The organism is Pseudomonas sp. PDM24 (assembly GCF_019218905.1).
Lineage (GTDB): Bacteria > Pseudomonadota > Gammaproteobacteria > Pseudomonadales > Pseudomonadaceae > Aquipseudomonas.
Map to the genome: position 1 here is coordinate 30,185 of NZ_JAHUWR010000009.1, position 22,314 is coordinate 52,498.

The 22,314-nt window shown below is 60.0% G+C and carries 19 protein-coding genes; 12 read left to right on the forward strand and 7 right to left on the reverse strand.

Translation table 11 applies throughout. The features are described 5' to 3' along the window. Window positions 1-3: 3 nt before the first annotated feature. From murD to lpxC, 9 genes are all read left to right on the forward strand, one after another. The gene (murD, locus tag KW837_RS25020) at window positions 4-1,350 is read left to right on the forward strand and encodes a UDP-N-acetylmuramoyl-L-alanine--D-glutamate ligase (protein ID WP_192345503.1); all 1,347 of its coding nucleotides are present in this window, start codon (window positions 4-6) and stop codon (window positions 1,348-1,350) included. Continuing rightward, on the forward strand, window positions 1,347-2,564 hold the full coding sequence (gene ftsW, locus KW837_RS25025; RefSeq protein WP_218398919.1) for a putative lipid II flippase FtsW: 1,218 nt from the start codon (window positions 1,347-1,349) through the stop codon (window positions 2,562-2,564). Before murD ends, ftsW begins: the two co-directional genes overlap by 4 nt. Next, window positions 2,554-3,624, forward strand: coding sequence for an undecaprenyldiphospho-muramoylpentapeptide beta-N-acetylglucosaminyltransferase (gene murG / locus KW837_RS25030; protein WP_218398920.1), 1,071 nt, complete (start codon window positions 2,554-2,556; stop codon window positions 3,622-3,624). The genes ftsW and murG overlap by 11 nt, the downstream gene beginning before the upstream one ends. Continuing rightward, on the forward strand, window positions 3,617-5,077 hold the full coding sequence (murC, locus tag KW837_RS25035; RefSeq protein WP_218398921.1) for a UDP-N-acetylmuramate--L-alanine ligase: 1,461 nt from the start codon (window positions 3,617-3,619) through the stop codon (window positions 5,075-5,077). Before murG ends, murC begins: the two co-directional genes overlap by 8 nt. Next, on the forward strand, window positions 5,074-6,057 hold the full coding sequence (locus KW837_RS25040; protein ID WP_123494462.1) for a D-alanine--D-alanine ligase: 984 nt from the start codon (window positions 5,074-5,076) through the stop codon (window positions 6,055-6,057). The genes murC and KW837_RS25040 overlap by 4 nt, the downstream gene beginning before the upstream one ends. A gap of 4 nt (window positions 6,058-6,061) precedes the next feature. Further along, on the forward strand, window positions 6,062-6,928 hold the full coding sequence (locus KW837_RS25045; RefSeq protein ID WP_007904320.1) for a cell division protein FtsQ/DivIB: 867 nt from the start codon (window positions 6,062-6,064) through the stop codon (window positions 6,926-6,928). Between the two features lie 15 nt (window positions 6,929-6,943). Beyond that, window positions 6,944-8,203, forward strand: coding sequence for a cell division protein FtsA (ftsA, locus tag KW837_RS25050; RefSeq protein ID WP_007904319.1), 1,260 nt, complete (start codon window positions 6,944-6,946; stop codon window positions 8,201-8,203). Window positions 8,204-8,270: 67 nt separating this feature from the next. Next, complete coding sequence (gene ftsZ, locus KW837_RS25055) at window positions 8,271-9,464, forward strand: cell division protein FtsZ (protein ID WP_007904318.1); 1,194 nt, start codon at window positions 8,271-8,273, stop codon at window positions 9,462-9,464. Between the two features lie 112 nt (window positions 9,465-9,576). Next, window positions 9,577-10,488, forward strand: a complete 912-nt coding sequence (lpxC, locus tag KW837_RS25060; protein ID WP_007904315.1) for a UDP-3-O-acyl-N-acetylglucosamine deacetylase — start codon at window positions 9,577-9,579, stop codon at window positions 10,486-10,488. Between the two features lie 198 nt (window positions 10,489-10,686). Here the strand turns inward: lpxC and KW837_RS25065 are convergent, their stop codons facing one another. The 3 genes from KW837_RS25065 to KW837_RS25075 all read right to left on the reverse strand — a co-directional run bounded on the left by KW837_RS25065 (window position 10,687) and on the right by KW837_RS25075 (window position 16,704). Further along, a complete protein-coding gene (locus KW837_RS25065) occupies window positions 10,687-12,183 on the reverse strand; it encodes a sensor domain-containing diguanylate cyclase (protein ID WP_218398922.1) in 1,497 nt (498 codons plus the stop codon). 271 nt (window positions 12,184-12,454) lie between these two features. Then, complete coding sequence (locus tag KW837_RS25070) at window positions 12,455-15,547, reverse strand: multidrug efflux RND transporter permease subunit (protein ID WP_218398923.1); 3,093 nt, start codon at window positions 15,545-15,547, stop codon at window positions 12,455-12,457. After that, on the reverse strand, window positions 15,544-16,704 hold the full coding sequence (locus KW837_RS25075) for an efflux RND transporter periplasmic adaptor subunit (protein WP_218398924.1): 1,161 nt from the start codon (window positions 16,702-16,704) through the stop codon (window positions 15,544-15,546). Before KW837_RS25075 ends, KW837_RS25070 begins: the two co-directional genes overlap by 4 nt. 612 nt (window positions 16,705-17,316) lie before the next feature. On the opposite strand from KW837_RS25075, the gene KW837_RS25080 reads away from it, so the two are divergent. The 3 genes from KW837_RS25080 (at window position 17,317) to KW837_RS25090 (ending at window position 19,530) form a co-directional block, all read left to right on the forward strand. Next, the gene (locus tag KW837_RS25080) at window positions 17,317-17,685 is read left to right on the forward strand and encodes a DUF6124 family protein (RefSeq protein WP_218398925.1); all 369 of its coding nucleotides are present in this window, start codon (window positions 17,317-17,319) and stop codon (window positions 17,683-17,685) included. A gap of 302 nt (window positions 17,686-17,987) precedes the next feature. Then, on the forward strand, window positions 17,988-18,245 hold the full coding sequence (locus tag KW837_RS25085) for a hypothetical protein (RefSeq protein WP_123494455.1): 258 nt from the start codon (window positions 17,988-17,990) through the stop codon (window positions 18,243-18,245). A 142-nt stretch (window positions 18,246-18,387) separates the two neighbouring features. Continuing rightward, complete coding sequence (locus tag KW837_RS25090; RefSeq protein ID WP_218398926.1) at window positions 18,388-19,530, forward strand: transporter substrate-binding domain-containing protein; 1,143 nt, start codon at window positions 18,388-18,390, stop codon at window positions 19,528-19,530. Window positions 19,531-19,583: 53 nt separating this feature from the next. Here KW837_RS25090 and KW837_RS25095 read toward each other — a convergent pair whose 3' ends face one another. The 4 genes from KW837_RS25095 to KW837_RS25110 form a co-directional block, all read right to left on the reverse strand. After that, window positions 19,584-20,333, reverse strand: a complete 750-nt coding sequence (locus tag KW837_RS25095) for a YkgJ family cysteine cluster protein (protein WP_218398927.1) — start codon at window positions 20,331-20,333, stop codon at window positions 19,584-19,586. A gap of 83 nt (window positions 20,334-20,416) precedes the next feature. Further along, window positions 20,417-20,743 carry a hypothetical protein gene (locus tag KW837_RS25100; RefSeq protein ID WP_218398928.1) on the reverse strand — a complete coding sequence of 109 codons (327 nt, stop codon included), beginning with the start codon at window positions 20,741-20,743 and terminating at the stop codon, window positions 20,417-20,419. A 178-nt stretch (window positions 20,744-20,921) separates the two neighbouring features. Continuing rightward, on the reverse strand, window positions 20,922-21,380 hold the full coding sequence (locus KW837_RS25105; protein ID WP_218398929.1) for a GNAT family N-acetyltransferase: 459 nt from the start codon (window positions 21,378-21,380) through the stop codon (window positions 20,922-20,924). 27 nt (window positions 21,381-21,407) lie between these two features. Beyond that, window positions 21,408-22,310: a chemotaxis protein CheV gene (locus tag KW837_RS25110; RefSeq protein ID WP_007905472.1), complete on the reverse strand. Its 903-nt coding sequence runs from the start codon at window positions 22,308-22,310 to the stop codon at window positions 21,408-21,410. Window positions 22,311-22,314: the final 4 nt, after the last annotated feature.

Sequence of the window (22,314 nt, forward strand, 5' to 3'; positions counted from 1 at the left end):
CGAGTGTCTCTGATCGCTTCTGACCACTTCCGCATCGTTGTCGGCCTCGGCAAGAGCGGCATGTCCCTGGTTCGCTTCCTGGCGAACCGGGGCGTGTCGTTTGCTGTCGCCGATACGCGGGAAAATCCACCGGAACTGGCCACGCTCAAGCGTGACTATCCGCACGTGGAAGTGCGTTGTGGCGAGCTGGACGTCGAATTCCTGTGCCGTGCCGACGAGCTCTACGTGAGCCCCGGCCTGGCGCTGGCGACCCCGGCCCTGCAGGCTGCCGCCGCCCGTGGCGTGAAGTTGTCCGGCGACATCGAGCTGTTCGCGCGTAACGCGAAGGCGCCGATTGTCGCCATCAGCGGTTCCAATGCGAAAAGCACCGTCACCACCCTTGTCGGCGAGATGGCCGCAGCGGCCGGTAAGCGTGTTGCCGTCGGCGGCAATCTCGGCACACCGGCGCTGGATTTGCTCAGCGACGACATCGAGTTGTACGTGATGGAGTTGTCGAGCTTCCAGCTCGAAACCACCGATCAACTCAACGCCGAAGTGGCGACCGTGCTCAACATCAGCGAAGACCACATGGACCGCTACAGCGGTCTGCCGGCCTATCACCTGGCCAAGCACCGGATCTTCCGGGGTGCCAGGCAGTTTGTGGTCAACCGTCAGGACGCCTTGAGCCGTCCGCTGATGGGCGAAGGTCAGCCGTGCTGGACCTTCGGTTTGAGCAAACCCGATTTCAAGGCCTTCGGGATCCGGGAAGAGGATGGCGAGAAATACCTGGCCTTCGAATTCCAGAACCTGATGCCGGTGCGCGAATTGAAAATTCGTGGCGCGCATAACCAGTCCAACGCGCTCGCGGCATTAGCGCTCGGCCACGCCGTCGGCCTGCCGTTCGACGCCATGCTTTCGGCCCTGCGCAATTTCGCCGGGCTCGAGCATCGCTGCCAATGGGTACGCGAGCTCAATGGCGTGAGCTACTACAACGACTCCAAAGCCACCAACGTCGGTGCTGCTCTGGCCGCCATCGAAGGCCTGGGTGCGGACATCGACGGCAAGCTTGTGCTGATCGCCGGTGGCGATGGCAAGGGCGCCGAATTCAAGGATTTGCGTGATCCGGTGGCGGCCAACTGCCGCGCCGTCATTTTGATGGGCCGTGATTCCGACAAGATCGGCGAGGCCATCGGCGATGCCGTGCCACTGATTCGCGTCGGCTCGCTGATCGAAGCGGTCGAGCAATGCCGCGCCATCGCCGAAAAGGGCGACGCGGTGCTGCTGTCGCCGGCCTGCGCCAGTTTCGACATGTTCAAGAACTACGAAGATCGCGGTCATCAGTTTGTCCGCGCCGTGGAGGATTTGGCATGAGCCTCCTGAATATCATCAAGCCGTACCCGTCGCCGATCATCACCGGGCGCGGCATCGACCTCGATTTCCCGATGCTCGCTGGCTGCCTGGCGCTGCTCGGCCTGGGTCTGGTCATGATTGCGTCGGCCTCGACCGAAGTGGCGGCAGTGCAGTCGGGCAGTGCCTTTTATTACATGATTCGCCACCTTATCTACGTGGTGCTGGGCCTTGGTGCCTGCATCGTCACCATGATGATTCCGATCGCGACCTGGCAGCGCCTGGGCTGGCTGATGCTGATTGGTGCGTTCGGTTTGCTGGTGATGGTGATCATCCCCGGCATTGGCCGTGAAGTGAACGGTTCGATGCGCTGGATCGGCTTCAGCTTTTTCAACGTTCAGCCTTCCGAGATCGCCAAGGTGTTCGTGGTGATCTACCTCGCCGGTTATCTGGTGCGTCGCCAGAAAGAAGTGCGTGAAAGCTGGATGGGTTTCTTCAAGCCGTTCATCGTTCTGCTGCCGATGGCGGGGCTGTTGCTGATGGAGCCGGACTTCGGTGCCACCGTCGTGATGATGGGGGCGGCTGCAGCAATGCTGTTCCTTGGCGGTGTCGGGTTGTTCCGTTTTTCCTTGATGGTGGTCCTGGCGGTCGGTGCGGTGGTGTTGTTGATTCAAATGCAGCCGTATCGAATGGCGCGTCTGACCAACTTTGCCGATCCGTGGGCCGACCAGTTCGGTGCTGGCTATCAGTTGTCTCAAGCGTTGATCGCTTTCGGTCGCGGCGAATGGCTGGGCGTTGGCCTGGGCAACAGTGTGCAGAAACAGTTCTACCTGCCGGAAGCCCACACTGACTTCGTGTTCTCGGTCCTGGCCGAAGAGCTGGGTGCCGTGGGTTCTTTGTGCACCGTAGCGCTGTTCGTCTTTGTCTGTATTCGTGGCATGTACATCGGTTATTGGGCCGAGAAGGCCAAGCAATTTTTCGCCGCCTATATCGCATATGGCTTGTCGTTCCTGTGGATCGGTCAGTTCCTGATCAACATTGGAGTGAACGTAGGCCTGTTGCCAACCAAGGGTCTGACCCTGCCGTTCCTCAGTTATGGCGGCAGTTCGTTGGTGATCTGCTGTGCCTGTCTTGGCTTGTTGCTGCGCATCGAGTGGGAGAGTCGAACCCACTTGGGCAGTGAAGAGATGGAGTTCCATGAGAGCGACTTCGCCGAGGAGCCGACCCATGGGCGCTAACGTATTGATCATGGCGGGCGGCACCGGGGGCCACGTGTTCCCGGCACTGGCCTGCGCTCACGAGTTCCAGGCCCGCGGTTACACCGTGCACTGGCTGGGCACGCCGCGCGGGATCGAGAACGATCTGGTGCCGGCGGCCGGCCTTCAATTGCATCGGATCAACGCCAGCGGTTTGCGCGGAAAGGGCAAATTGTCCCTGCTCAAGGCACCGTTCATGTTGCTCAAGTCGATCTGGCAGGCGCGGGCGATCATTCGTCAGCTGCGGCCAGTCTGCGTGGTCGGCTTCGGGGGTTATGTGACCGGGCCCGGCGGCGTTGCAGCCAAATTGTCCGGCGTGCCGGTGATCGTTCATGAGCAGAACGCCGTGGCCGGTACCGCCAATCGGTTGCTGGTGCCGTTGGCCGCCCGAGTCTGTGAAGCGTTCCCCGACACCTTTACCCTGTCGAGCAGCCGTCGCACCACCGGTAACCCGGTGCGTACCGAGCTGTTCCTCGAAACACCGCGACCTGCCCTGGCCGGTCGCAAGGCGCGTTTGCTGATCCTGGGCGGAAGTCTGGGCGCAGAGCCGTTGAACAAGTTGCTGCCTGAAGCCCTGTCGCAAGTCGCTCCCGACCTGCGCCCGGACGTGTTTCATCAGGCCGGCAAAAACCACGATGAAGTGACTGCAGAGCGCTATCGCGCAGCTGGCGTCGAGGCGCAAGTGCAGCCTTTCATCAAAGACATGGCCCAAGCCTATGGCTGGGCCGACCTGGTGGTGTGCCGCGCAGGCGCATTGACCATCAGTGAACTGGCGGCTGCCGGTCTGCCCTCGATGCTGGTGCCTTTGCCCCACGCGATCGACGATCACCAGACCCGCAACGCCGATTATTTGGCCCGTGAAGGCGCTGCCTTCCTGATGCCGCAAAGAACGACTGGCGCAGCGGATCTTGCCGCTCGCCTGACAGAGGTCTTGATGCAACCGCAACGACTCAACGACATGGCCACCGCGGCACGCCGCCTGGCCAAACCCGATGCCACTCGTAACGTGGTCGATACCTGCCTGGAGGTGGCCCATGGTTGAGAACAAGAAAGCCATGCCGCACCCGGAAATGCGCCGTATCCGTCGCATCCACTTCGTCGGTATCGGCGGCGTGGGTATGTGCGGCATTGCCGAAGTGTTGCTGAACCTGGGCTATGAAGTGTCCGGTTCCGACCTCAAAGCATCGCCGGTGACCGAGCGCCTGGAATCCTTCGGTGCCCACATCTATATCGGTCACCGTGCCGAGAACGCCACGGACGCCGATGTGCTGGTCACCTCCAGCGCCGTGAACACTTCCAACCCGGAAGTGGCCACGGCCCTGGAACGCCGGATTCCGGTGGTGCCGCGTGCCGAGATGCTGGCCGAACTGATGCGCTACCGCCACGGCATCGCCGTTGCCGGTACCCACGGCAAAACCACCACCACCAGCCTGATCGCTTCGGTGTTCGCCGCTGGTGGCCTGGACCCGACGTTCGTCATCGGTGGTCGTCTGAATGCCGCGGGCACCAATGCCCAGCTCGGCACCAGCCGTTACCTGATCGCCGAAGCCGACGAAAGCGATGCCAGTTTCCTGCACTTGCAGCCGCTGGTGGCCGTGGTCACCAACATCGACGCCGACCACATGGCGACCTACGACGGCGACTTCAACAAACTGAAGAAAACCTTCGTCGAGTTCCTGCACAACCTGCCGTTCTACGGTCTGGCGGTAGTGTGCCTGGACGATCCGGTGGTGCGTGAAATCCTTCCGCAGGTGAAACGTCCGACGGTCACTTACGGTTTCGGCGACGACGCTGACGTGCGTGCCATCAATGTGCGTCAGCAGGGCATGCAGACCTTCTTTACCGTGCTGCGCCCTGATCGCGAGCCGCTGGATGTGTCGGTGAACATGCCGGGCAACCACAACGTGCTGAACGCGCTGGCGACCATTTGCATCGCCACCGACGAAGGCGTCAGCGATGAAGCCATCGTCCAGGGCCTGTCCGGGTTCCAGGGTGTCGGTCGTCGCTTCCAGGTGTACGGCGAACTGCCGGTTGATGGCGGTAACGTGATGCTGGTGGATGATTACGGTCATCACCCGACCGAAGTCGCGGCCGTGATCAAAGCCGTGCGCGGTGGCTGGCCGGAGCGCCGACTGGTGATGGTTTATCAGCCACACCGTTACAGCCGTACCCGCGACCTGTACGACGACTTCGTCAACGTGTTGGCCGACGCCAACGTGCTGCTGTTGATGGAAGTCTATCCGGCCGGCGAAGAGCCGATCCCGGGCGCCGACAGCCGCAAGCTGTGCAACAGCATTCGTCAGCGCGGTCAACTCGACCCGATCTACATCGAGCGTGGCATCGACCTCGCACCAATCGTCAAGCCGCTGCTGCGTGCCGGCGACATTCTGTTGTGCCAGGGCGCCGGTGATATCGGCGGTCTCGCACCGAAACTATTGAACAGTCCGTTGTTCGCTGGCGCGGTTGCCGCGCCAAGCGTGGGGAAGTTGAAATGACTGCTGCTTACGCCAACCTCGTCTCCACGATCGCGCCGAAAGACTTCGGCCGTGTCGCCGTGCTGTTCGGCGGCAAGAGTGCCGAACGTGAGGTCTCCCTGAAGTCGGGTAACGCGGTGCTCGACGCACTGCAAAGCGCCGGTGTGGACGCCTTCGGTCTTGATGTGGGCGATGACCTGCTGCAGCGTCTGCTGAACGAAAAAATCGACCGCGCCTTCATCATCCTCCACGGTCGTGGCGGTGAAGACGGCAGCATGCAGGGCCTGCTCGAATGCCTGGGCATTCCGTACACCGGCAGCGGCATTCTGGCCTCGGCACTGGCCATGGACAAACTGCGCACCAAGCAGGTCTGGCACAGCCTCGGTATTCCGACGCCACGCCATGCGGTACTGAGCTCTGAGGCCGATTGTATTTCGGCGGCCACGGAACTGGGCTTCCCTTTGATCGTCAAACCGGCCCATGAAGGTTCCAGTATCGGGATGGCCAAAGTGACCTCCGCGTCCGAATTGATCGACGCATGGAAAGCGGCCAGTACCTACGATTCGCAAGTGTTGGTCGAGCAATGGATTCAAGGTCCGGAGTTCACCATCGCCACCCTGCGTGACCAGGTGTTGCCTCCAATCGCCCTGGGCACAACCCACAGTTTCTACGACTACGACGCCAAGTACGTGGCTTCCGATACCCAGTACCGGATCCCGTGTGGCCTGGACAGCAATAAAGAAAAAGAACTCATGGACCTCACGGCCAAAGCCTGTGAGGCGCTGGGTATCGCCGGTTGGGGCAGGGCAGACGTGATGCAGGACGCCGACGGGCAGTTCTGGTTCCTGGAAGTCAACACCGCACCGGGCATGACCGATCACAGTCTGGTTCCGATGGCGGCCCGTGCCGCTGGCCTGGATTTCCAGCAACTGGTTCTGGCGATTCTGGCCGCCAGCGTTACTGGCAATGCTGCCGGTAACCAAGAGCCGACAAGAGGTTAAGACCATGCAAGGCGCTCAGCTACGTCATCAGCCTTCCGCACCCGGCCGCAAGCCGGTGCCGCGGGGTGCCAGCCGAATGGTGGCCAAAGAGCCGATGTCTGCGCGCCTGCCGAAAGCCAATTTTGGTTTTCTGAAAAGTCTGTTCTGGCCCGTGCTGTTGGTCGCGCTGGGGTTCGGCACTTATGAAGGCGCACAGCGTTTGCTGCCGTACGCCGACCGGCCGATCACCAAGATCGCGGTGCAGGGCGACTTGAGTTACATCAGCCAGCAAGCGGTGCAGCAGCGGATCGCCCCCTACGTGGCGTCGAGCTTCTTCACCATCGACCTGGAGAGCATGCGTACCGAGCTTGAACAGATGCCATGGATTGCCCACGCCGAAGTGCGTCGGGTGTGGCCGGATCAAGTAGTGATTCGCCTGGAAGAACAACTGCCGGTGGCCCGCTGGGGCGATGAGTCGCTGCTGAACAACCAGGGGCAGGCGTTCACCCCGCGTGAACTGGCGAACTATGAACACTTGCCGCAGTTGTTCGGCCCGCAGCGGGCCCAGCAGCAAGTGATGCAGCAATACCAGGTACTGAGCCAGATGCTCAGGCCATTGGGCTTCTCGATTGCACGCCTGGAGTTGCGTGAACGAGGCAGTTGGTTCCTGACCACCGGCGCCGGCAGCGCGGGCCCGGGAATCGAACTGCTGCTGGGACGCGGCAAGCTGGTGGAAAAGATGCGCCGCTTCATTGCCATCTATGACAAGACGCTCAAAGAGCAGATTACGAACATTGCGCGCATCGATCTGCGCTACGCCAACGGCCTCGCTGTTGGCTGGCGGGAACCTGTAGCGCCCACGACAGCCCAACCCGCTGTCGCGAAGAATTAAGAAGAGGCAGGACCCATGGCAAACGTGCAAAGCGGCAAAATGATCGTCGGTCTCGATATCGGCACCTCCAAGGTGGTGGCGCTGGTCGGCGAGGTCTCGGACGACGGCACGCTCGAAATCGTCGGGATCGGTACTCATCCGTCCCGCGGCCTGAAAAAAGGCGTAGTGGTGAACATCGAGTCCACCGTCCAGTCGATCCAGCGCGCGATCGAAGAAGCGCAGCTGATGGCCGGTTGCCGGATCCACTCGGCGTTTGTCGGCGTGGCTGGCAATCACATCCGCAGCCTGAACTCCCACGGCATCGTGGCGATTCGTGATCGCGAAGTCAGCTCCGCCGACCTTGAGCGCGTTCTCGACGCTGCCCAGGCTGTGGCGATCCCGGCTGACCAGCGTGTGCTGCACACCCTGCCGCAGGATTACGTGATCGATAACCAGGAAGGCGTTCGCGAGCCGCTGGGTATGTCCGGCGTGCGTCTGGAAGCCAAGGTTCACGTCGTCACCTGCGCCGTCAACGCCGCACAGAACATTGAAAAATGCGTGCGCCGCTGCGGTCTGGAAATCGACGACATCATTCTCGAGCAGTTGGCCTCGGCCTACTCGGTCCTGACCGACGACGAGAAAGAGCTGGGCGTGTGCCTGGTGGACATCGGCGGCGGCACCACCGACATCGCGATCTTCACCGAAGGCGCGATCCGTCACACCGCGGTGATCCCGATTGCGGGCGATCAGGTGACCAACGACATCGCCATGGCGCTGCGCACCCCGACCCAGTACGCCGAAGAAATCAAGATTCGCTACGCCTGCGCCCTGGCCAAACTGGCCGGTGCCGGCGAAACCATCAAGGTGCCGAGCGTCGGCGACCGTCCACCGCGCGAGCTGTCCCGTCAGGCTCTGGCCGAAGTGGTCGAGCCGCGTTACGACGAGCTGTTCACCCTGATCCAGGCCGAACTGCGTCGCAGTGGCTACGAAGACCTGATCCCGGCCGGCATCGTGCTGACTGGCGGTACGTCGAAGATGGAAGGCGCGGTGGAACTGGCCGAAGAGATCTTCCACATGCCGGTTCGCCTGGGCGTGCCGCATGGCGTCAAGGGCCTGGACGACGTGGTCCGCAACCCGATCTATTCCACTGGCGTTGGCCTGTTGATGTACGGCCTGCAGAAGCAGTCCGACGGGATTTCGTTCTCGGGCATCGGCAGCCGCGACAGCTACAGCAATGACGAACCGAAAGTCGCCTTGCTCGATCGCTTCAAGAGCTGGGTACAAGGCAATTTCTAAAGCTTTACCGCAACACCGCTTCAAACAGCAGTAGGCGAAAAAACTAGAGAATGTAAGGAGAGGGAAAATGTTCGAACTCGTAGACAACATCCCCGCAAGCCCGGTAATTAAAGTTATCGGTGTTGGCGGTGGCGGCGGCAACGCTGTCAATCACATGGTCAAGAGCAACATTGAAGGCGTTGAATTCATCTGCGCCAACACTGATGCCCAAGCGCTGAAAAGCATCGGCGCGCGGACCATCCTGCAACTGGGCACCGGCGTGACCAAAGGTCTTGGCGCCGGCGCCAACCCTGAAGTAGGTCGTCAGGCCGCTCTCGAAGACCGTGAGCGCATTGCCGAAGTCCTGCAGGGCACCAATATGGTGTTCATCACAACCGGCATGGGCGGTGGTACCGGTACCGGTGCTGCGCCGATCATTGCCGAAGTGGCCAAGGAAATGGGGATCCTCACCGTTGCGGTGGTGACCCGTCCGTTCCCGTTCGAAGGTCGCAAGCGTATGCAGATCGCCGACGAAGGCATTCGTCTGCTGTCTGAAAGCGTCGACTCGTTGATCACCATTCCCAACGAGAAGCTGCTGACCATCCTCGGTAAAGACGCAAGCCTGCTGTCGGCTTTCGCCAAGGCCGACGATGTACTGGCCGGTGCCGTTCGCGGTATCTCCGACATCATCAAGCGTCCGGGCATGATCAACGTCGACTTTGCCGACGTGCGTACCGTGATGAGCGAAATGGGCATGGCGATGATGGGCACTGGCTGCGCCAGCGGTCCGAACCGTGCACGTGAGGCCACCGAAGCGGCCATTCGCAACCCGTTGCTCGAAGACGTGAACCTGCAAGGCGCACGCGGCATCCTGGTGAACATCACCGCCGGTCCTGACCTGTCCCTGGGTGAGTACTCCGACGTGGGTAGCATCATCGAAGCCTTCGCTTCCGAGCACGCAATGGTCAAGGTCGGTACCGTTATCGATCCGGACATGCGCGACGAGCTGCACGTGACTGTTGTTGCCACCGGTTTAGGCGCTAAAATCGAGAAGCCTGTAAAGGTCATCGACAATACCGTTCACACCTCGATGGCTTCCCAGCCACAACAACAAGCCCCTGTTCGTCAGGAACAGCCTGCGGTGAATTACCGTGACCTGGATCGTCCGACCGTCATGCGCAACCAGGCTCAGGCCGGTGCTGCGACTGCCGCGAAGATGAACCCGCAAGATGACCTGGACTACCTGGACATCCCGGCTTTCCTGCGTCGTCAGGCCGATTGATGAAATGTATCAGGGGTATTAGGGTGATTGGTGTTCAGCAAAGGTCTGGTCTGCTATCATCGCCAGCCTTTGTTGATACCAGTTCGCAATTTGCGCTGAAGCGGCCCATGCCATGATAAAACAACGCACCCTGAAGAATATTATCCGTGCCACAGGTGTCGGCCTGCACTCCGGGGAGAAGGTCTACCTGACCCTCAAGCCAGCGCCCGTCGACACCGGCATTGTGTTTTGTCGTGCTGACCTCGACCCTGTGGTGCAGATTCCTGCCCGCGCGGAAAACGTTGGCGAAACCACTATGTCGACCACGCTTGTTAGCGGTGACGTCAAAGTGGACACGGTGGAGCACCTGCTCTCGGCCATGGCTGGCCTGGGCATCGATAACGCCTACGTCGAGCTCTCCGCGTCCGAAGTCCCGATCATGGATGGTAGCGCTGGACCCTTCGTATTCCTGATTCAATCGGCCGGCCTGGAAGAACAGGACGCCGCCAAGAAGTTCATCCGGATCCTGCGGGAAGTGACAGTGGAAGACGGCGACAAGCGCGCCACTTTCGTCCCTTTCGAAGGTTTCAAAGTGAGCTTCGAGATCGATTTCGATCACCCGGTTTTCCGTGACCGCACACAAAGTGCAAGCGTGGATTTTTCCAGCACTTCGTTCGTAAAAGAAGTCAGCCGCGCCCGTACCTTTGGTTTCATGAGTGACATCGAGTACCTGCGCAAGCACAACCTCGCACTCGGCGGCAGCGTTGAAAACGCTATTGTGGTCGACGCGGATGGTGTACTGAACGAAGACGGCCTTCGCTATGAAGACGAATTCGTGAAGCACAAGATCCTCGATGCAATTGGTGACCTCTACCTGCTGGGCAATAGCCTGATTGGTGAGTTCAAGGGCTTCAAGTCCGGACATGCATTGAACAACCAGCTGCTGCGCAAGTTGATTGAGCAGACAGATGCTTGGGAAGTCGTGACTTTCGAAGACGCCAGCACTGCACCGATCTCTTACATGCGTCCTGTTGCGGCCGTGTAAGCAAAAAACCTCTCTAGTTTTTAAAGGCTGCCTTCGGGTGGCCTTTTTTTATGGGGGCGGGAAAGTGGTGTTTTGTGGTGTCTGTCATGGCCTCTTCGCGGGCAAGCCTCGCTCCTACAGGACAGCGGCGCATTTAACTTCCACACTCTGTAGGAGCGAGGCTTGCCCGCGAAGAGGCCGGCCGCCACACCGTAGATCTCAGTCTGCTGCAACCACCCGATTGCGCCCACTTTCCTTGGCCTGATACAGCGCCTTGTCTGCCGTATACAACAACTGCTCCAGGCTGATATCGGATGCTGTCGTCCAGGTACTGATACCGATACTGACAGTAATCGGCGACGTATCGCCCCCCACCAACGGCAACTGCTCCACTGCTGCGCGGATGGTGTCGGCAATCTGTTGCGCGCCGGCGCTGTCGGTTTCAGCCAGAATCACCGAAAACTCCTCGCCACCGTAACGGGCGACCAGATCCGCCGGTCGTCGAACATGGGTGCCGATCACTTTGGCCACCCAGCGCAAGGCATCGTCGCCGCCCTGATGGCCATGGCGATCGTTGAACGCCTTGAAGTGATCGACATCGATCATCAGCACCGACAATGGCAGACCGGAACGTTGGGCGCGAAACCATTCATGGTGCAAGGCCTGATCCAGGCTTCGACGGTTGGCCAGACCGGTCAAAGGGTCGGTAGCGGCCAGTTGTGCCAGTTCCTGCTCGGCACTTTGACGCCGACGCAATTCCCGGCAGAGCAACCAGGTCAGCCACAGCAAGCTCACACACAGGGCAATGGTCGCGAAGCTGACCACCACCGCAGTGCGCTTCCAGGCCGCAAAGACTTCATCGCTCGATAGCGCAACGATGACGATCAACGGCAAGTTCCCGACCTTGGAGAAGGTGTACAAGCGCTTGTCCTGGTAGCGGCTGGACATGCTGGTGAAGCTGCCGTTGCCTTCTTTGACGATGCGCTGAAAATTGGGGCGATTACTGAAGTTCTTGCCGATCAGTTCTTCGGCCAGACGTGGTTGATGAGCCAGAAGAGTCCCGTCCTTGCTGATCAGATTGACCGTGCTGTCGCGGCCGATGCTCAAACTGTTGAACAACTGATCGAAGTAACTCAACCGCATGGCGGCTTCGGCCACGCCCAGGAATTCACCCTGGGGGCCGTTCACCCGGCGGCTGAAACTGATACGCCAATCCTGTTCGGGCGACCGGGCTCTGAAAGGCGGGCTGATGAACATGCCCGGGTCCGGGTTGTTCACGTGAGACTGGAAGTATTCGCGATCGGCATAGTTGCCCTGCCTGGGCTCCACCGAGGCCGAGTCGGCGATCACGTCGCCCTTGTTGTCGAGCAACAAAATGTTGCCCTTGTACGGCGCGGCGGTGGCGCGGTCGAAATAGGCCAGATGGCGAATGGCTGGAGAAACGCTCTTGAGGTCTTCTCGCTGGGAGGCTGCGATCAAACCCAGCAGGGACACATCATAGAGTTCGACATTGCGCAGCACGTCGGCGTCGATCAATTGCACGATATTGTTGGCGGCGCGAGCAGCGGACAATTCGGCATTGGCGCGTTCACGGATCAGCAGAAAGGTCACGATGCTGAATATCGCAATCACCAACAACACACTGCCGAGAACCAGAAGCCGCTCCGATCGTGTCGAACGGATCGGATGTTGAGATTTCGCACTGCTCACACTCATGGTTCTGACTTCTGCAAATAAGGCGTTAAAGAGTTCTTTTACAAGAATCGGGCAGAGTCCCAGAAACCAGTCGCGTTCAGAGGCGACTATATAAATCCCGAATAAAAAAAAGGCCAGCAAAACATGCTGGCCTTTTGCTAATTGGAGCTTAGAAGACATTCAGGGGGTAGTCGATAATTACGCGGTGTTGGTGTGGTTTGGTATTTCTGTGGCGAGGTGGCTTGCCCCCGTTGGGCTGCGAAGCGGCCCCTGAACCGCGTGAGACCCCGCCTCAGTCCGTGGTTGCCATCGCCTGCAGCGGTGCGGGCTTAGGCCGATGGAATAGCCGCTCGAGCCACAAGTATATGACCGGCGTGGTGAACAGCGTCAGCGCCTGGCTCACCAGCAAACCGCCGACTACTGCGATGCCCAATGGCTGGCGCAGTTCGGCGCCGGTGCCATAGCCGAGCATCAACGGCAGGGCGCCGAGCAAGGCGGCGAGGGTGGTCATGATGATCGGCCGGAACCGCGTCATACACGCCTCATAGATCGCCTCTTCCGGCGGCAGGCCTCGGTTGCGTTGGGCTTCCAGCGCGAAGTCGATCATCAGGATGCCGTTTTTCTTGACGATGCCGATCAGCAACACCAGCCCGATCAGCGCCATGATCGAAAAGTCCTGGCCGCAGATCCACAGCATGATCACCGCCCCGAGCCCCGCCGAGGGCAGCGTCGAAATGATGGTCAGCGGGTGCACGAAGCTTTCATACAGAACGCCAAGAATGATGTACACCGCCACCAGCGCCGCCAGAATCAGCCACGGCTGGCTGGCCAGCGAACTCTGGAATGCCTGGGCTGCGCCCTGGAAATTACCGCTGATGGCCACCGGCATGCCGATGTCGGTCTTGGCTTGGTTGAGCATGATCACCGCATCGCCCAACGCGACGCCGGGTGCCAGGTTGAACGACAGGTTGGCCGCCGGGAACATCCCGTCGTGAGCGATGGACAACGGGCCGATGGTTGGCGCATCGAATTTAGCCAGGGCCGACAGCGGCACCATTTCCCCGCTCAGCGGCGAGCGCAGATAGAAATAGTTGAGGCTTTCGGCCTTGCCGCGCTGTTTGGTGTCCAGTTCCAGAATCACGTTGTATTGGTTGGTCTGGGTCTGGAACTCGTTGATCTGCCGCTGACCGAAGGCGTCGTACAGCGCTTCATCAACATCGCTGGCGGTCAGGCCGAAACGCGCCGCTGCACTGCGGTCGATGCTGATGTGGGTGATGCTGCCGCCCAGTTGCAGGTCGTTGGAAATATCGCGGAACGCCGGGTTGCCGCGCAGTTTTTCCGTCAGGCGCTGGGTCCAGGTGCTCAGGAGTGCCCCGTCGTTGCTCTTGAGCACGTATTGGTACTGCGCGCGGCTCGGGCCGGCGCTGAGGTTGATGTCTTGCCCGGCACGCAGGTACAGCACGATGCCCGGGACTTTCATCAGCTGCGGGCGAATCCGGTCGATGAATTGGCTGGCCGACACGTCTCGGTCGCCGCGTTTTTTCAGCGAAATCCAGAAGCGGCCGTTGGCGATGGTCTGGTTGCTGCCCGCAACGCCGACCGAGTGTGAGAACGTCTCGACAGCGGGGTCGGCGGCGACGATTTCGGCCATTGCCAAGTGTTTTTTCACCATGTCGCCGTAGGAAATGTCCGCTGCTGCTTCGGTGGTGCCGAAAACGAAACCGGTGTCTTGTACCGGGAAGAAGCCTTTAGGGATAAATATGTAACCGGCGACGGCCAGCCCCAGCGATAGACCGAATACACCGATCATCAATTTCTGATGGGCGAGGGCGCGGCGCAGGCCTTTCTCATACAGCGCCAGCAAGCGCTCGCCGAAGCCCGATTGGCTGTGTTCCGGCGCACGCATGAATAGCGCGGCCAACGTCGGTGCGAGCGTCAGGGACACCACCACAGAAATCATGATGGTCGAGGTGGCGGTCAGAGCGAACTCCTTGAACAACCGCCCGACCACGCCGCCCATGAACAGCAGCGGAATGAACGCCGCCACCAGCGAGAAACTGATCGAGACCACGGTAAAACCGATCTCGCCGGCGCCCTTGATGGCCGCCTCGCGCATGCCGTCGCCGGCTTCCAGGTGACGGTGAATGTTTTCCACCACCACAATCGCATCGTCCACCACAAACCCGACGGACACCACGATCGCCACCAGCGTCAGGTTATTCAGGCTGAAACCCATGATGTACATCAGGGCAAAACTGGCGATCAGCGACACACCGAGCACCGACGCCACGATCAGGGTCGCCGACAACTGCCGCAGGAACAGTGCCATCACCGCTACCACCAGCAGGATCGCGATCAGCAGGGTGACTTCCACCTCATGCAGCGAAGCGCGGATGGTCTGGGTGCGGTCGATCAACACCTTGACCTGCACCGATGCCGGCAGCATGGCCTCCAGCGTCGGCAGGGCCGCTTGAATACGGTCGACGGTCGCGACGATGTTGGCCCCCGGTTGCCGGAAAATCACCAGGTTCACCCCCGGTTGACCGTCAGCCCAGGCCTGGATGTAGGCGTCTTCCGAACCGTTGACGACTTTGGCCACATCCTTGAGATGAACCGGTGCGCCGTCCTTGTAGGAAACAATCAACTGACCGTATTCCTCGGGGTGGAACAATTGGTCGTTGGTGGACAAGGTCGAAATGCTCGACTCGCCATACAACGCACCTTTGGCCAGGTTGAGGCTGGTCTGCTGGATCGCCAGGCGGATGTCTGCCAGGGTCAGGCCGATGGCGGCGAGTTTGTCCGCCGAGGCCTGCACGCGGATCGCCGGACGTTGCTGACCGGTGATGTTGATATTGCCTACGCCGTCGATCTGGCTGATCTGACGGGCGAGCAGGGTTTCCACCAGGTCACTGACTTCGGTGCCGGGCATTTGCGGCGAGTTGATGCTGAGGATCAGCACCGGGCTGTCGGCCGGATTGACCTTCCTCCAGTTCGGCAGGTTCGGCATGTCTTTGGGCAGTTTGCCGGCGGCGGTGTTGATCGCGGCCTGGACTTCCTGCGCGGCGGTGTCGATGCTTTTGTCGAGGGTGAATTGCAGGGTCAGAATGGTCGAGCCCAGGGCGCTGCTCGAGGTCATCTGGGTCACGCCGGGGATGGCGCTGAATTGCACTTCAAGCGGCGTAGCCACCGACGAGGCCATGGTTTCGGGGTTGGCGCCAGGCAGTTGCGCGGCCACCTGGATGGTCGGGAATTCTGCTTCCGGCAGTGGCGCAATCGACAGTCGCGGAAAGGCGATTACCCCCAGCAACACCAAGGCAAAGGTCAGCAGGACCGTCGCCACCGGATGATCGATGCACCACGCGGAAATCGAGCCATGGCCCTTCATGGTTTCGGCTCCGATTGCACCACTTGCGGTGGGTCGGTCACTACCTGCACGGTCGAGCCAGGTTTGAGCCGCGACTGGCCATCGCTGACCAGCACATCGCCCGGTTTCACGCCTTTGATGAGGTCCTGGCCGCTGCCTTGATAAACGATCTGCACCTGAACGGCTTCGACCTTGTCGCCGTTGACCCGGTAGACGAAATGTTGATCGAGGCCACGTTGTACGACGGTGGGTGGCACCACCAATGCATTTTTATCCAGTGCTGTCTGAATCTTTACCGTTACCAGCAGGCCCGGCCAGAGTTTCTGTGCGGGGTTGGCGAACTCGGCCTTGGCGCGGATGGTGCCGGTATTGGCGTTGATCTGGTTGTCGATCAGGGTCAGGCGGCCTTCGCCTAGCAGGTTGCCGGTTTCGCCGTCGGTGTCGGCACCGATGTAAGCCTTGACCGGCGTGTGCTGGGGATCGTTGATCAGGCCTTGCAGGGTCGGCAACAGGTGTTGCGGCAGGGAAAATTCCACGGCGATCGGGTCGATCTGGGTCACCGTGAACAAGCCTTGGGTGTCGGTCATGCGCAGGAAGTTGCCTTCATCCACTGTGCGAATACCGACGCGACCGGTGACCGGGGAGCGAATCTGTGTGTAAGAAAGCTGCACCAGAGCGGCATCGATCGATGCCTGATTGCCTTGGGCGGTGGCTTTGAGTTGGTTGACCAGGGCTTGTTGCTGGTCATAGGTCTGCTTGGACACGCCGTCGTCGACGCTCAGCAGTTTGTAACGTTTGAGGTTGACCTGCGCCACTTGCAGTTGCGCCTGGCTTTCGCCCAGTTGCGCCCGGGCCTGGTCGAGGCTGGCGCGGATCGAGCGGTCGTCGATGGTGGCCAGCAGATCACCTTTGTTCACCAGTTGGCCTTCCTTGACCAGCAGTTTGGTGAGGATGCCGTCGATCTGCGGGCGCACGACCACGCTGTGCAGCGAAAGCACCGAGCCAATGCCGCTGATGTAGCGGGGCACGTCTTTTTCGGCGACGCTGACCACTCGTACGGGAATGGCGGTGGAGGGGGCCAGTTTGGTCGTGGCGGGTTTGGCGGCGTACCACACGCCCAGCGCTGCCAGGGTGATCAGAAGGGCGGCGAACAGGGCGTTTTTTTTATGAATTCGCATGCGAGTGGGGCGCCGGGCAGAGTGGTCGGAGTGTTGTCAGGCTTATACCTTCCTTTATAAACCTGTTCGCCCGTCAGGAGAGTGACTGGTAACTGACGGCGCTGTCAGTTTGGACCTCTTTGGATTGATGCTGATTCCCCGTGATCAAAAGATCGCAGCCTCGTTTCACTCGACAGCTCCTACAGTAATCCGTGTCAGACGAAAAATCGGTGTCAGACGTGGGATTGATCGTTCTCACGCTTCCGCATGGGAATGCTGCCAGGGACGCTCCGTGTTCCGCTTTGAATGTTTAACGGATGTGTCAAAACATGGAACTTTCCCACGCATTTTTCAGGTTGTCGGTCGGACGCGGGCCCAATAACCTTTGGCTGTCGCTGACAACTCAGCGATCGGGTGTGAGAAGCCCGGCAACTTATGGTCATCCAGTGTCTGTACACGCATAATCGCCGCCAGTTAATTAGCTGCCTGCAAATGCGTTATGGCGGCTGTGTGCGGGCGGACTTCGGTCCGACCGGGTGTCCATAACCGGTCTTCTCACCTCGCACATAGCTGCCACCTCTTTGCCGTGTGAGAAGCGGCAAGTGGAGGCTCCAACGCTGGAGAAATTTTTCAATGGACAAGTTAATCCCCGACCCACCCTTCAACACCACCACCCCCAACGCCGAAGCCTCGCGCACCGAAGAATTACTCAAAGACCGCGAAGCCATAAAACGCGCCCTCGATTACTACCTCGATCCCCCGGCGCCATACACCGAAAAAAAACGTCGTCCCAGCACCCTGTTCATGGTCGTCCCGGGTGCCGATACCGAAAGCCTGCTGGCCCACGCCTGTGAATCGTTGGCCTCAGCAAGTGTCCTGGCCAGCGATTTCGCCAACAACCTGACCGGCCCGCAGCGCCATACGGCGATGGCGATTCAGCAGGTCATCATGCTGGCGGAGTTGGTAGTGAATCGGGCGCTGGATAACGTCGATCCGGCGTAGACACACCGCAAACAATGTGGGAGCGGGCTTGCTCGCGAAGACGGCGGTACATCCAACATCACCGTGACGGACACACCGATTTCGCGAGCAAGCCCGCTCCCACAGGATTTGTGTGTCATACACAGATTTTGTATCGCTGCCCTTGTGGGAGCGGGCTTGCTCGCGAAAGCGGCAGGTCGGTCAGCACAAAACCCGACGGACTCACTTGCGGCGTGAAGCTTGCGGCTCCCGACACAGGTATACTGCCGCCTTTCGCGGCTCGCCTACCGGGCCCGACTCTTTAAGCATCACCCGGAGCTTTCATGACTTCCCCGACACAACCGCCGGTTGCCGACGCTTTGAGCGACGACCAGGCAGACCTGCCAGCCAGCGTCGACTCCAGCGCAGACAGCGAAACCAAAGCGGCGATTCCAGCGTTCAAGTTTCCGTTCAAACCAGGTGAATTGGCTGCGGCGAAGAATGCCAGCCAGCCTTGGTACAAGAATGGCGCGAAGAATGGCCATACCAAGACTCCCGGCGCAGCACCTCCCGGCACGCGTCGTTCGATGGGTAAACGCTGATAGTCAGGCATTTTGTTGGCGGGTAACTATTCCTCCCGCCAATGAGACAGTTCCCACAAGGACGCGCGATTACTCCTCTAGGAAAGACGGTTGTCATTCATCAAGAATTCATGCCCTGTGAATTTTTGATGAAGGTCGCCAGATGTCTCTGCTGAAAACCCTGTCCCTGCTCACTCTGGTGGTCCTGACCACCGGCTGCGTGTCCTCTGCGGTCGATCCGCAGATCCGCTTCGGGGTCGAAGCCCTGGTTCCACCGTTCGAGAGCCGTAACGACAAAGGTGAGCTGGTCGGATTGAACATCGAGTTGGGCAACGCACTGTGTGCTGAGCTCGAATCCCGCTGTGTCTGGATCGATCAGGATTACGCGACTAACCTCCATGCCCTTGAAGCCGGCCGCTTCGACGTGATCATGCCGATGACGGCTACACAGGCACGGCGCGAGCGGGTCGATTTCACCGACAATCTTTATCCCCTGAGCAGCCGTCTGGTAGCGCGCAAAGGCGCGACGTTGCAACCGGATGTGCAATCGCTCAAAGGCAAGCGTATCGGCGTCCTGGCGGGCACCAGTCGTGAAGCGTTCGCCAAGGCGCGTTGGGCGGACGCAGGCGTAACGGTGCGCAGTTTTCAATTCAACGATCAGTTGATTGCCAGTCTTCTGGCGGGCGAGATCGATGCCACCCTGCAAGACTCCATCGAAATCACTCAAGCCTTGCTAAGCCAACCTCAAGGACAGGCGTTCGACTTCGCCGGTCCTGCCCTCAACGATCCGATGCTGGGCAATGGTGTGGCGATGGCTGTGCGCAAAAGCGACACCCGCTTGCGCGATAACCTGAATGCGGCCCTTGAGCGTCTCAAGCAAAATGGCCAGTACCAAGCGATAACCGAGCGCTACTTGCCGCCAGCAGTACCCGATTCACCACGTTACTTTCCGAATGAAGAAGGCTTGCCATTTTCCGATGCGGTACAGGCCGGTGAGACCCTTTATCTTTCCGGGATGCTCGGTCTGGATGCTGATGGCCAACTGGTCAAGGGCGGGATTGGCCCGCAAATGACCCAGGCCATGGAGAACCTGCGCACCGAACTGCAACGTCGAGGCTCATCCCTCGCTCATGTGGCCAAATGCACGGTCATACTTGCCGATATCAAAGACTTCGATGCCATGAATGCGGTTTACCGCCGGACTTTCCCAGCCGATCGCCTACCTGCCCGGACAACGTTCGCGGCTAAAAAACTGCTGGCGAATGCTCGGGTGGAAGTCGAATGCCTTGCGGTTGCTGCTCGCTGACTCACCATCAGACAAGCCACTGTGCAACTAAAGTTGTGCAGTGGTTGGGTGTTTCAGGCTGCCCGCAACGAAATAAACGCATAGCTAACCGGTGTGTCGGTTGCCACCTGTGCGCCCGCCGCCTGCACTTGCCCGGCAATATCCTCACCCGACACGTGAAACAGCCAATCACTGCTCGACTCTAGCTGCGATTGCGCTGAAATCTGATCGATAACCGTGGCAAACGCGTTCATATCCGGCAAATAAGCGGTAAATCCATCGCCCTTCAACGCTGTCGTCCGAATCCCCAATAATGCGCAAATCGCCTCCTTGGTCTGAATCTCATCGCGATCGGCCTGACGGGAGCGCTGAATTAATCCTGCCAGTTCCTGATCCACTAGCTCACCCCCGATGATCAAATCCGGCCCTGTTACCCAGGACTCGGGCGGGCATTCCTTGATAGATGGGTTGAGCGGGATGTGCGGGTTGATTTCCATCGGATAGATGCGGCACACCAGCGGTCGGCGTTCGTAGATGCGGCAGAGGTTGTCTTCGTCAAGATTCCGGCAGGGGCCGACGTTGTACGCGGCAAAGGTGATCGCCACATGGGCCTTGCTGGCGCCGCTTCGAACCACCACCGAACGGCGTTCGGCATGTTCGCGCTGCTGCATGGGCAGGCCCAGGCCATTGGCGAGGAAGGCCTCCACCAGCACGATCACCTGACCGCCATCGGCCGCCCACATCCGGGCTTCGGCCAGTGTCAGGGGTACATGGTGGTCGTTGCAGCATTTGCCACAACCTACGCAGGAAAACGTTGTATTCATTGAACGGCCAGTCACCTGTGAGGGCATGAAATGGCGACAAAAAGCCACCGCAAGGGCCTGTGCCGAAGCAAGTTATGCGCCAGTCACTGCGCTTTTGCTGTTGGGCGGATGGAGTCCCACTCGGTCACGTAGGCGGTTTTGCTTTTCTTGTTGTAGAGGCACAGCTCGGTGCCTTGCTGGCCTTTCATGTGTTTTTGCGGGTACTGGCCTTGCAGCAGGAGCGCGGTATAACCGACCCGATCATCGAACTGCGCGGCGTTGCCGATGGGTTTGACGTTCTTCAGGCCGCTGGCCTTGGTGCAACTGGCGAGCACGGCTTTGTCGTAGGCGGCCCAGGCTTCGGGGGTGGATGCGTGGGCTTGGGTGGCGAGGGCGGTGAGGCAGAGGAAGGTCAGGGTGGTGGCTTTCATGGTTTGGGCATCCTTGGCGTGTAGTGGCCGAGGTCAGGAGTATGCCTGATGGATCGATGTTGGTTGTGCCGGCCTCTTCGCGAGCAAGCCCGCTCCCACAGTTGATTTGTGTCGTACACCGAATCTGTGAACGACGACGAACCACTGTGGGAGCGGGCTTGCTCGCGAAAGCGGTGTGTCAGACAGGCACGGGTTCCCGGCGGACCACATACATCCCGGCACTTTCATACAAACGCTGGGCCCGAAGGTTGTTTTCCAGCACCTTCAGATCCACAAAGCCTTCGCGACGTTGCTGAAACACCTTGAAAGCATTGAGCAGCAGCGCACGGCCAAGTCCGAGGCCTTGAGCGCGCGGATGCACCACCAGGCTCTTGATGTAGGCACTGGTCCAGCACTGGGCAACGCCGACGATTCCTTCGGCATCGAACGCGATGAAGCACAGGGACGGATCGTATTCGGGATCGGTTTCGAAACGCTGTTGCCAGACTTCCAGCGCCGGTACGCGACCGCCACCTTCTCGATAGCCGAGGTCCATCAAGTGATGGACGGCTTCGGCGAGTTCAGGACGGTACTCGGTCAACTCAATGCCATTTGGCCAAGTGCAAGGCGGCACATCCTCAGCGAGGTTGCGCCGCATCAGAAAACAAAAGTCCTCGGCCACCACTCAATGACCTTGTTCGGCGACGGCCCTGGCCGCCGCGATCAGGCATTTGGTCAATTCCGGCGAGGAGAATTTGGTCAGCACGGCGTTGGCCCCGGCCAGTCGAGCCTTCTCGCTGTTCATCGCGCTGTCCAGCGAGGTGTGCAGCAACACATAGAGGTGCGAGAAGTCCGGCGTTTCGCGCAATGTGCGGGTGAGGGCATAGCCGTCCATTTCCGACATTTCGATATCGGAAACGATCAGGTTGATCTGCTGGGCGGTGCCTTGCAGGTCCAGCAGGCAGTCGATGGCTTCCTTGGCGCTGCGAGCGGTGTGGCATTGCAGGCCGAGGTTGCGCAGGGTGTGTACCGATTGTTGCAGGGCGACCTGGCTGTCATCGACCACCAGGATTCGCGCGTTGCCGAGGACTTCGGCGTCTTCCATGCTCAGTTCGGTGGGGGCCGTTTCGATCTGCGCCGGAGCGATGCCGTGGATGACCTTTTCGATGTCCAGCACTTGCACCAGCGTGCCGTCGACGGAGGTCACGCCGGTGATGTACGAGCGCACGCCACCGGAGCCGAAGGGCGGTGGACGGATGTCGGTGGTCAGGCAATGGACGATCTTGCTCACCGCCTGAACGTGCAGGCCCTGCTTGGAGCGGCTGACGTCGGTGACGATCAGGCAGCCACCGTTCGGGTCTTCCAGTGGTCGCTCGCCGATGGCGCGGCTCAGGTCGATCACCGACAACGATGCGCCGCGCAGGGTGGCGATGCCTTTGACGTGGGGGTGCGACTCCGGCAGCTTGGTCAGCGGTGGGCAGGGGATGATTTCGCTGACTTTCAGCAGGTTGATCGCCATCAGCTTGCCGCTGCGCAAGGTAAACAGCAGAAGCGAAAGTGAATCTGCGCGGGCTTTGTTGGAAGACATAAAA

Bases quoted from the DNA above. Each gene is read 5' to 3' on its own strand.
- ftsW (WP_218398919.1), top strand. From the start codon at position 1,347: ATGAGCCTCCTGAATATCATCAAGCCGTACCCGTCGCCGATCATCACC.
- murG (WP_218398920.1), top strand. From the start codon at position 2,554: ATGGGCGCTAACGTATTGATCATGGCGGGCGGCACCGGGGGCCACGTG.
- murC (WP_218398921.1), top strand. From the start codon at position 3,617: ATGGTTGAGAACAAGAAAGCCATGCCGCACCCGGAAATGCGCCGTATC.
- KW837_RS25040 (WP_123494462.1), top strand. From the start codon at position 5,074: ATGACTGCTGCTTACGCCAACCTCGTCTCCACGATCGCGCCGAAAGAC.
- KW837_RS25045 (WP_007904320.1), top strand. From the start codon at position 6,062: ATGCAAGGCGCTCAGCTACGTCATCAGCCTTCCGCACCCGGCCGCAAG.
- ftsA (WP_007904319.1), top strand. From the start codon at position 6,944: ATGGCAAACGTGCAAAGCGGCAAAATGATCGTCGGTCTCGATATCGGC.
- ftsZ (WP_007904318.1), top strand. From the start codon at position 8,271: ATGTTCGAACTCGTAGACAACATCCCCGCAAGCCCGGTAATTAAAGTT.
- lpxC (WP_007904315.1), top strand. From the start codon at position 9,577: ATGATAAAACAACGCACCCTGAAGAATATTATCCGTGCCACAGGTGTC.
- KW837_RS25065 (WP_218398922.1), bottom strand. From the start codon at position 12,183: ATGAGTGTGAGCAGTGCGAAATCTCAACATCCGATCCGTTCGACACGA.
- KW837_RS25070 (WP_218398923.1), bottom strand. From the start codon at position 15,547: ATGAAGGGCCATGGCTCGATTTCCGCGTGGTGCATCGATCATCCGGTG.
- KW837_RS25075 (WP_218398924.1), bottom strand. From the start codon at position 16,704: ATGCGAATTCATAAAAAAAACGCCCTGTTCGCCGCCCTTCTGATCACC.
- KW837_RS25080 (WP_218398925.1), top strand. From the start codon at position 17,317: ATGGACAAGTTAATCCCCGACCCACCCTTCAACACCACCACCCCCAAC.
- KW837_RS25085 (WP_123494455.1), top strand. From the start codon at position 17,988: ATGACTTCCCCGACACAACCGCCGGTTGCCGACGCTTTGAGCGACGAC.
- KW837_RS25090 (WP_218398926.1), top strand. From the start codon at position 18,388: ATGTCTCTGCTGAAAACCCTGTCCCTGCTCACTCTGGTGGTCCTGACC.
- KW837_RS25095 (WP_218398927.1), bottom strand. From the start codon at position 20,333: ATGAATACAACGTTTTCCTGCGTAGGTTGTGGCAAATGCTGCAACGAC.
- KW837_RS25100 (WP_218398928.1), bottom strand. From the start codon at position 20,743: ATGAAAGCCACCACCCTGACCTTCCTCTGCCTCACCGCCCTCGCCACC.
- KW837_RS25105 (WP_218398929.1), bottom strand. From the start codon at position 21,380: ATGCGGCGCAACCTCGCTGAGGATGTGCCGCCTTGCACTTGGCCAAAT.
- KW837_RS25110 (WP_007905472.1), bottom strand. From the start codon at position 22,310: ATGTCTTCCAACAAAGCCCGCGCAGATTCACTTTCGCTTCTGCTGTTT.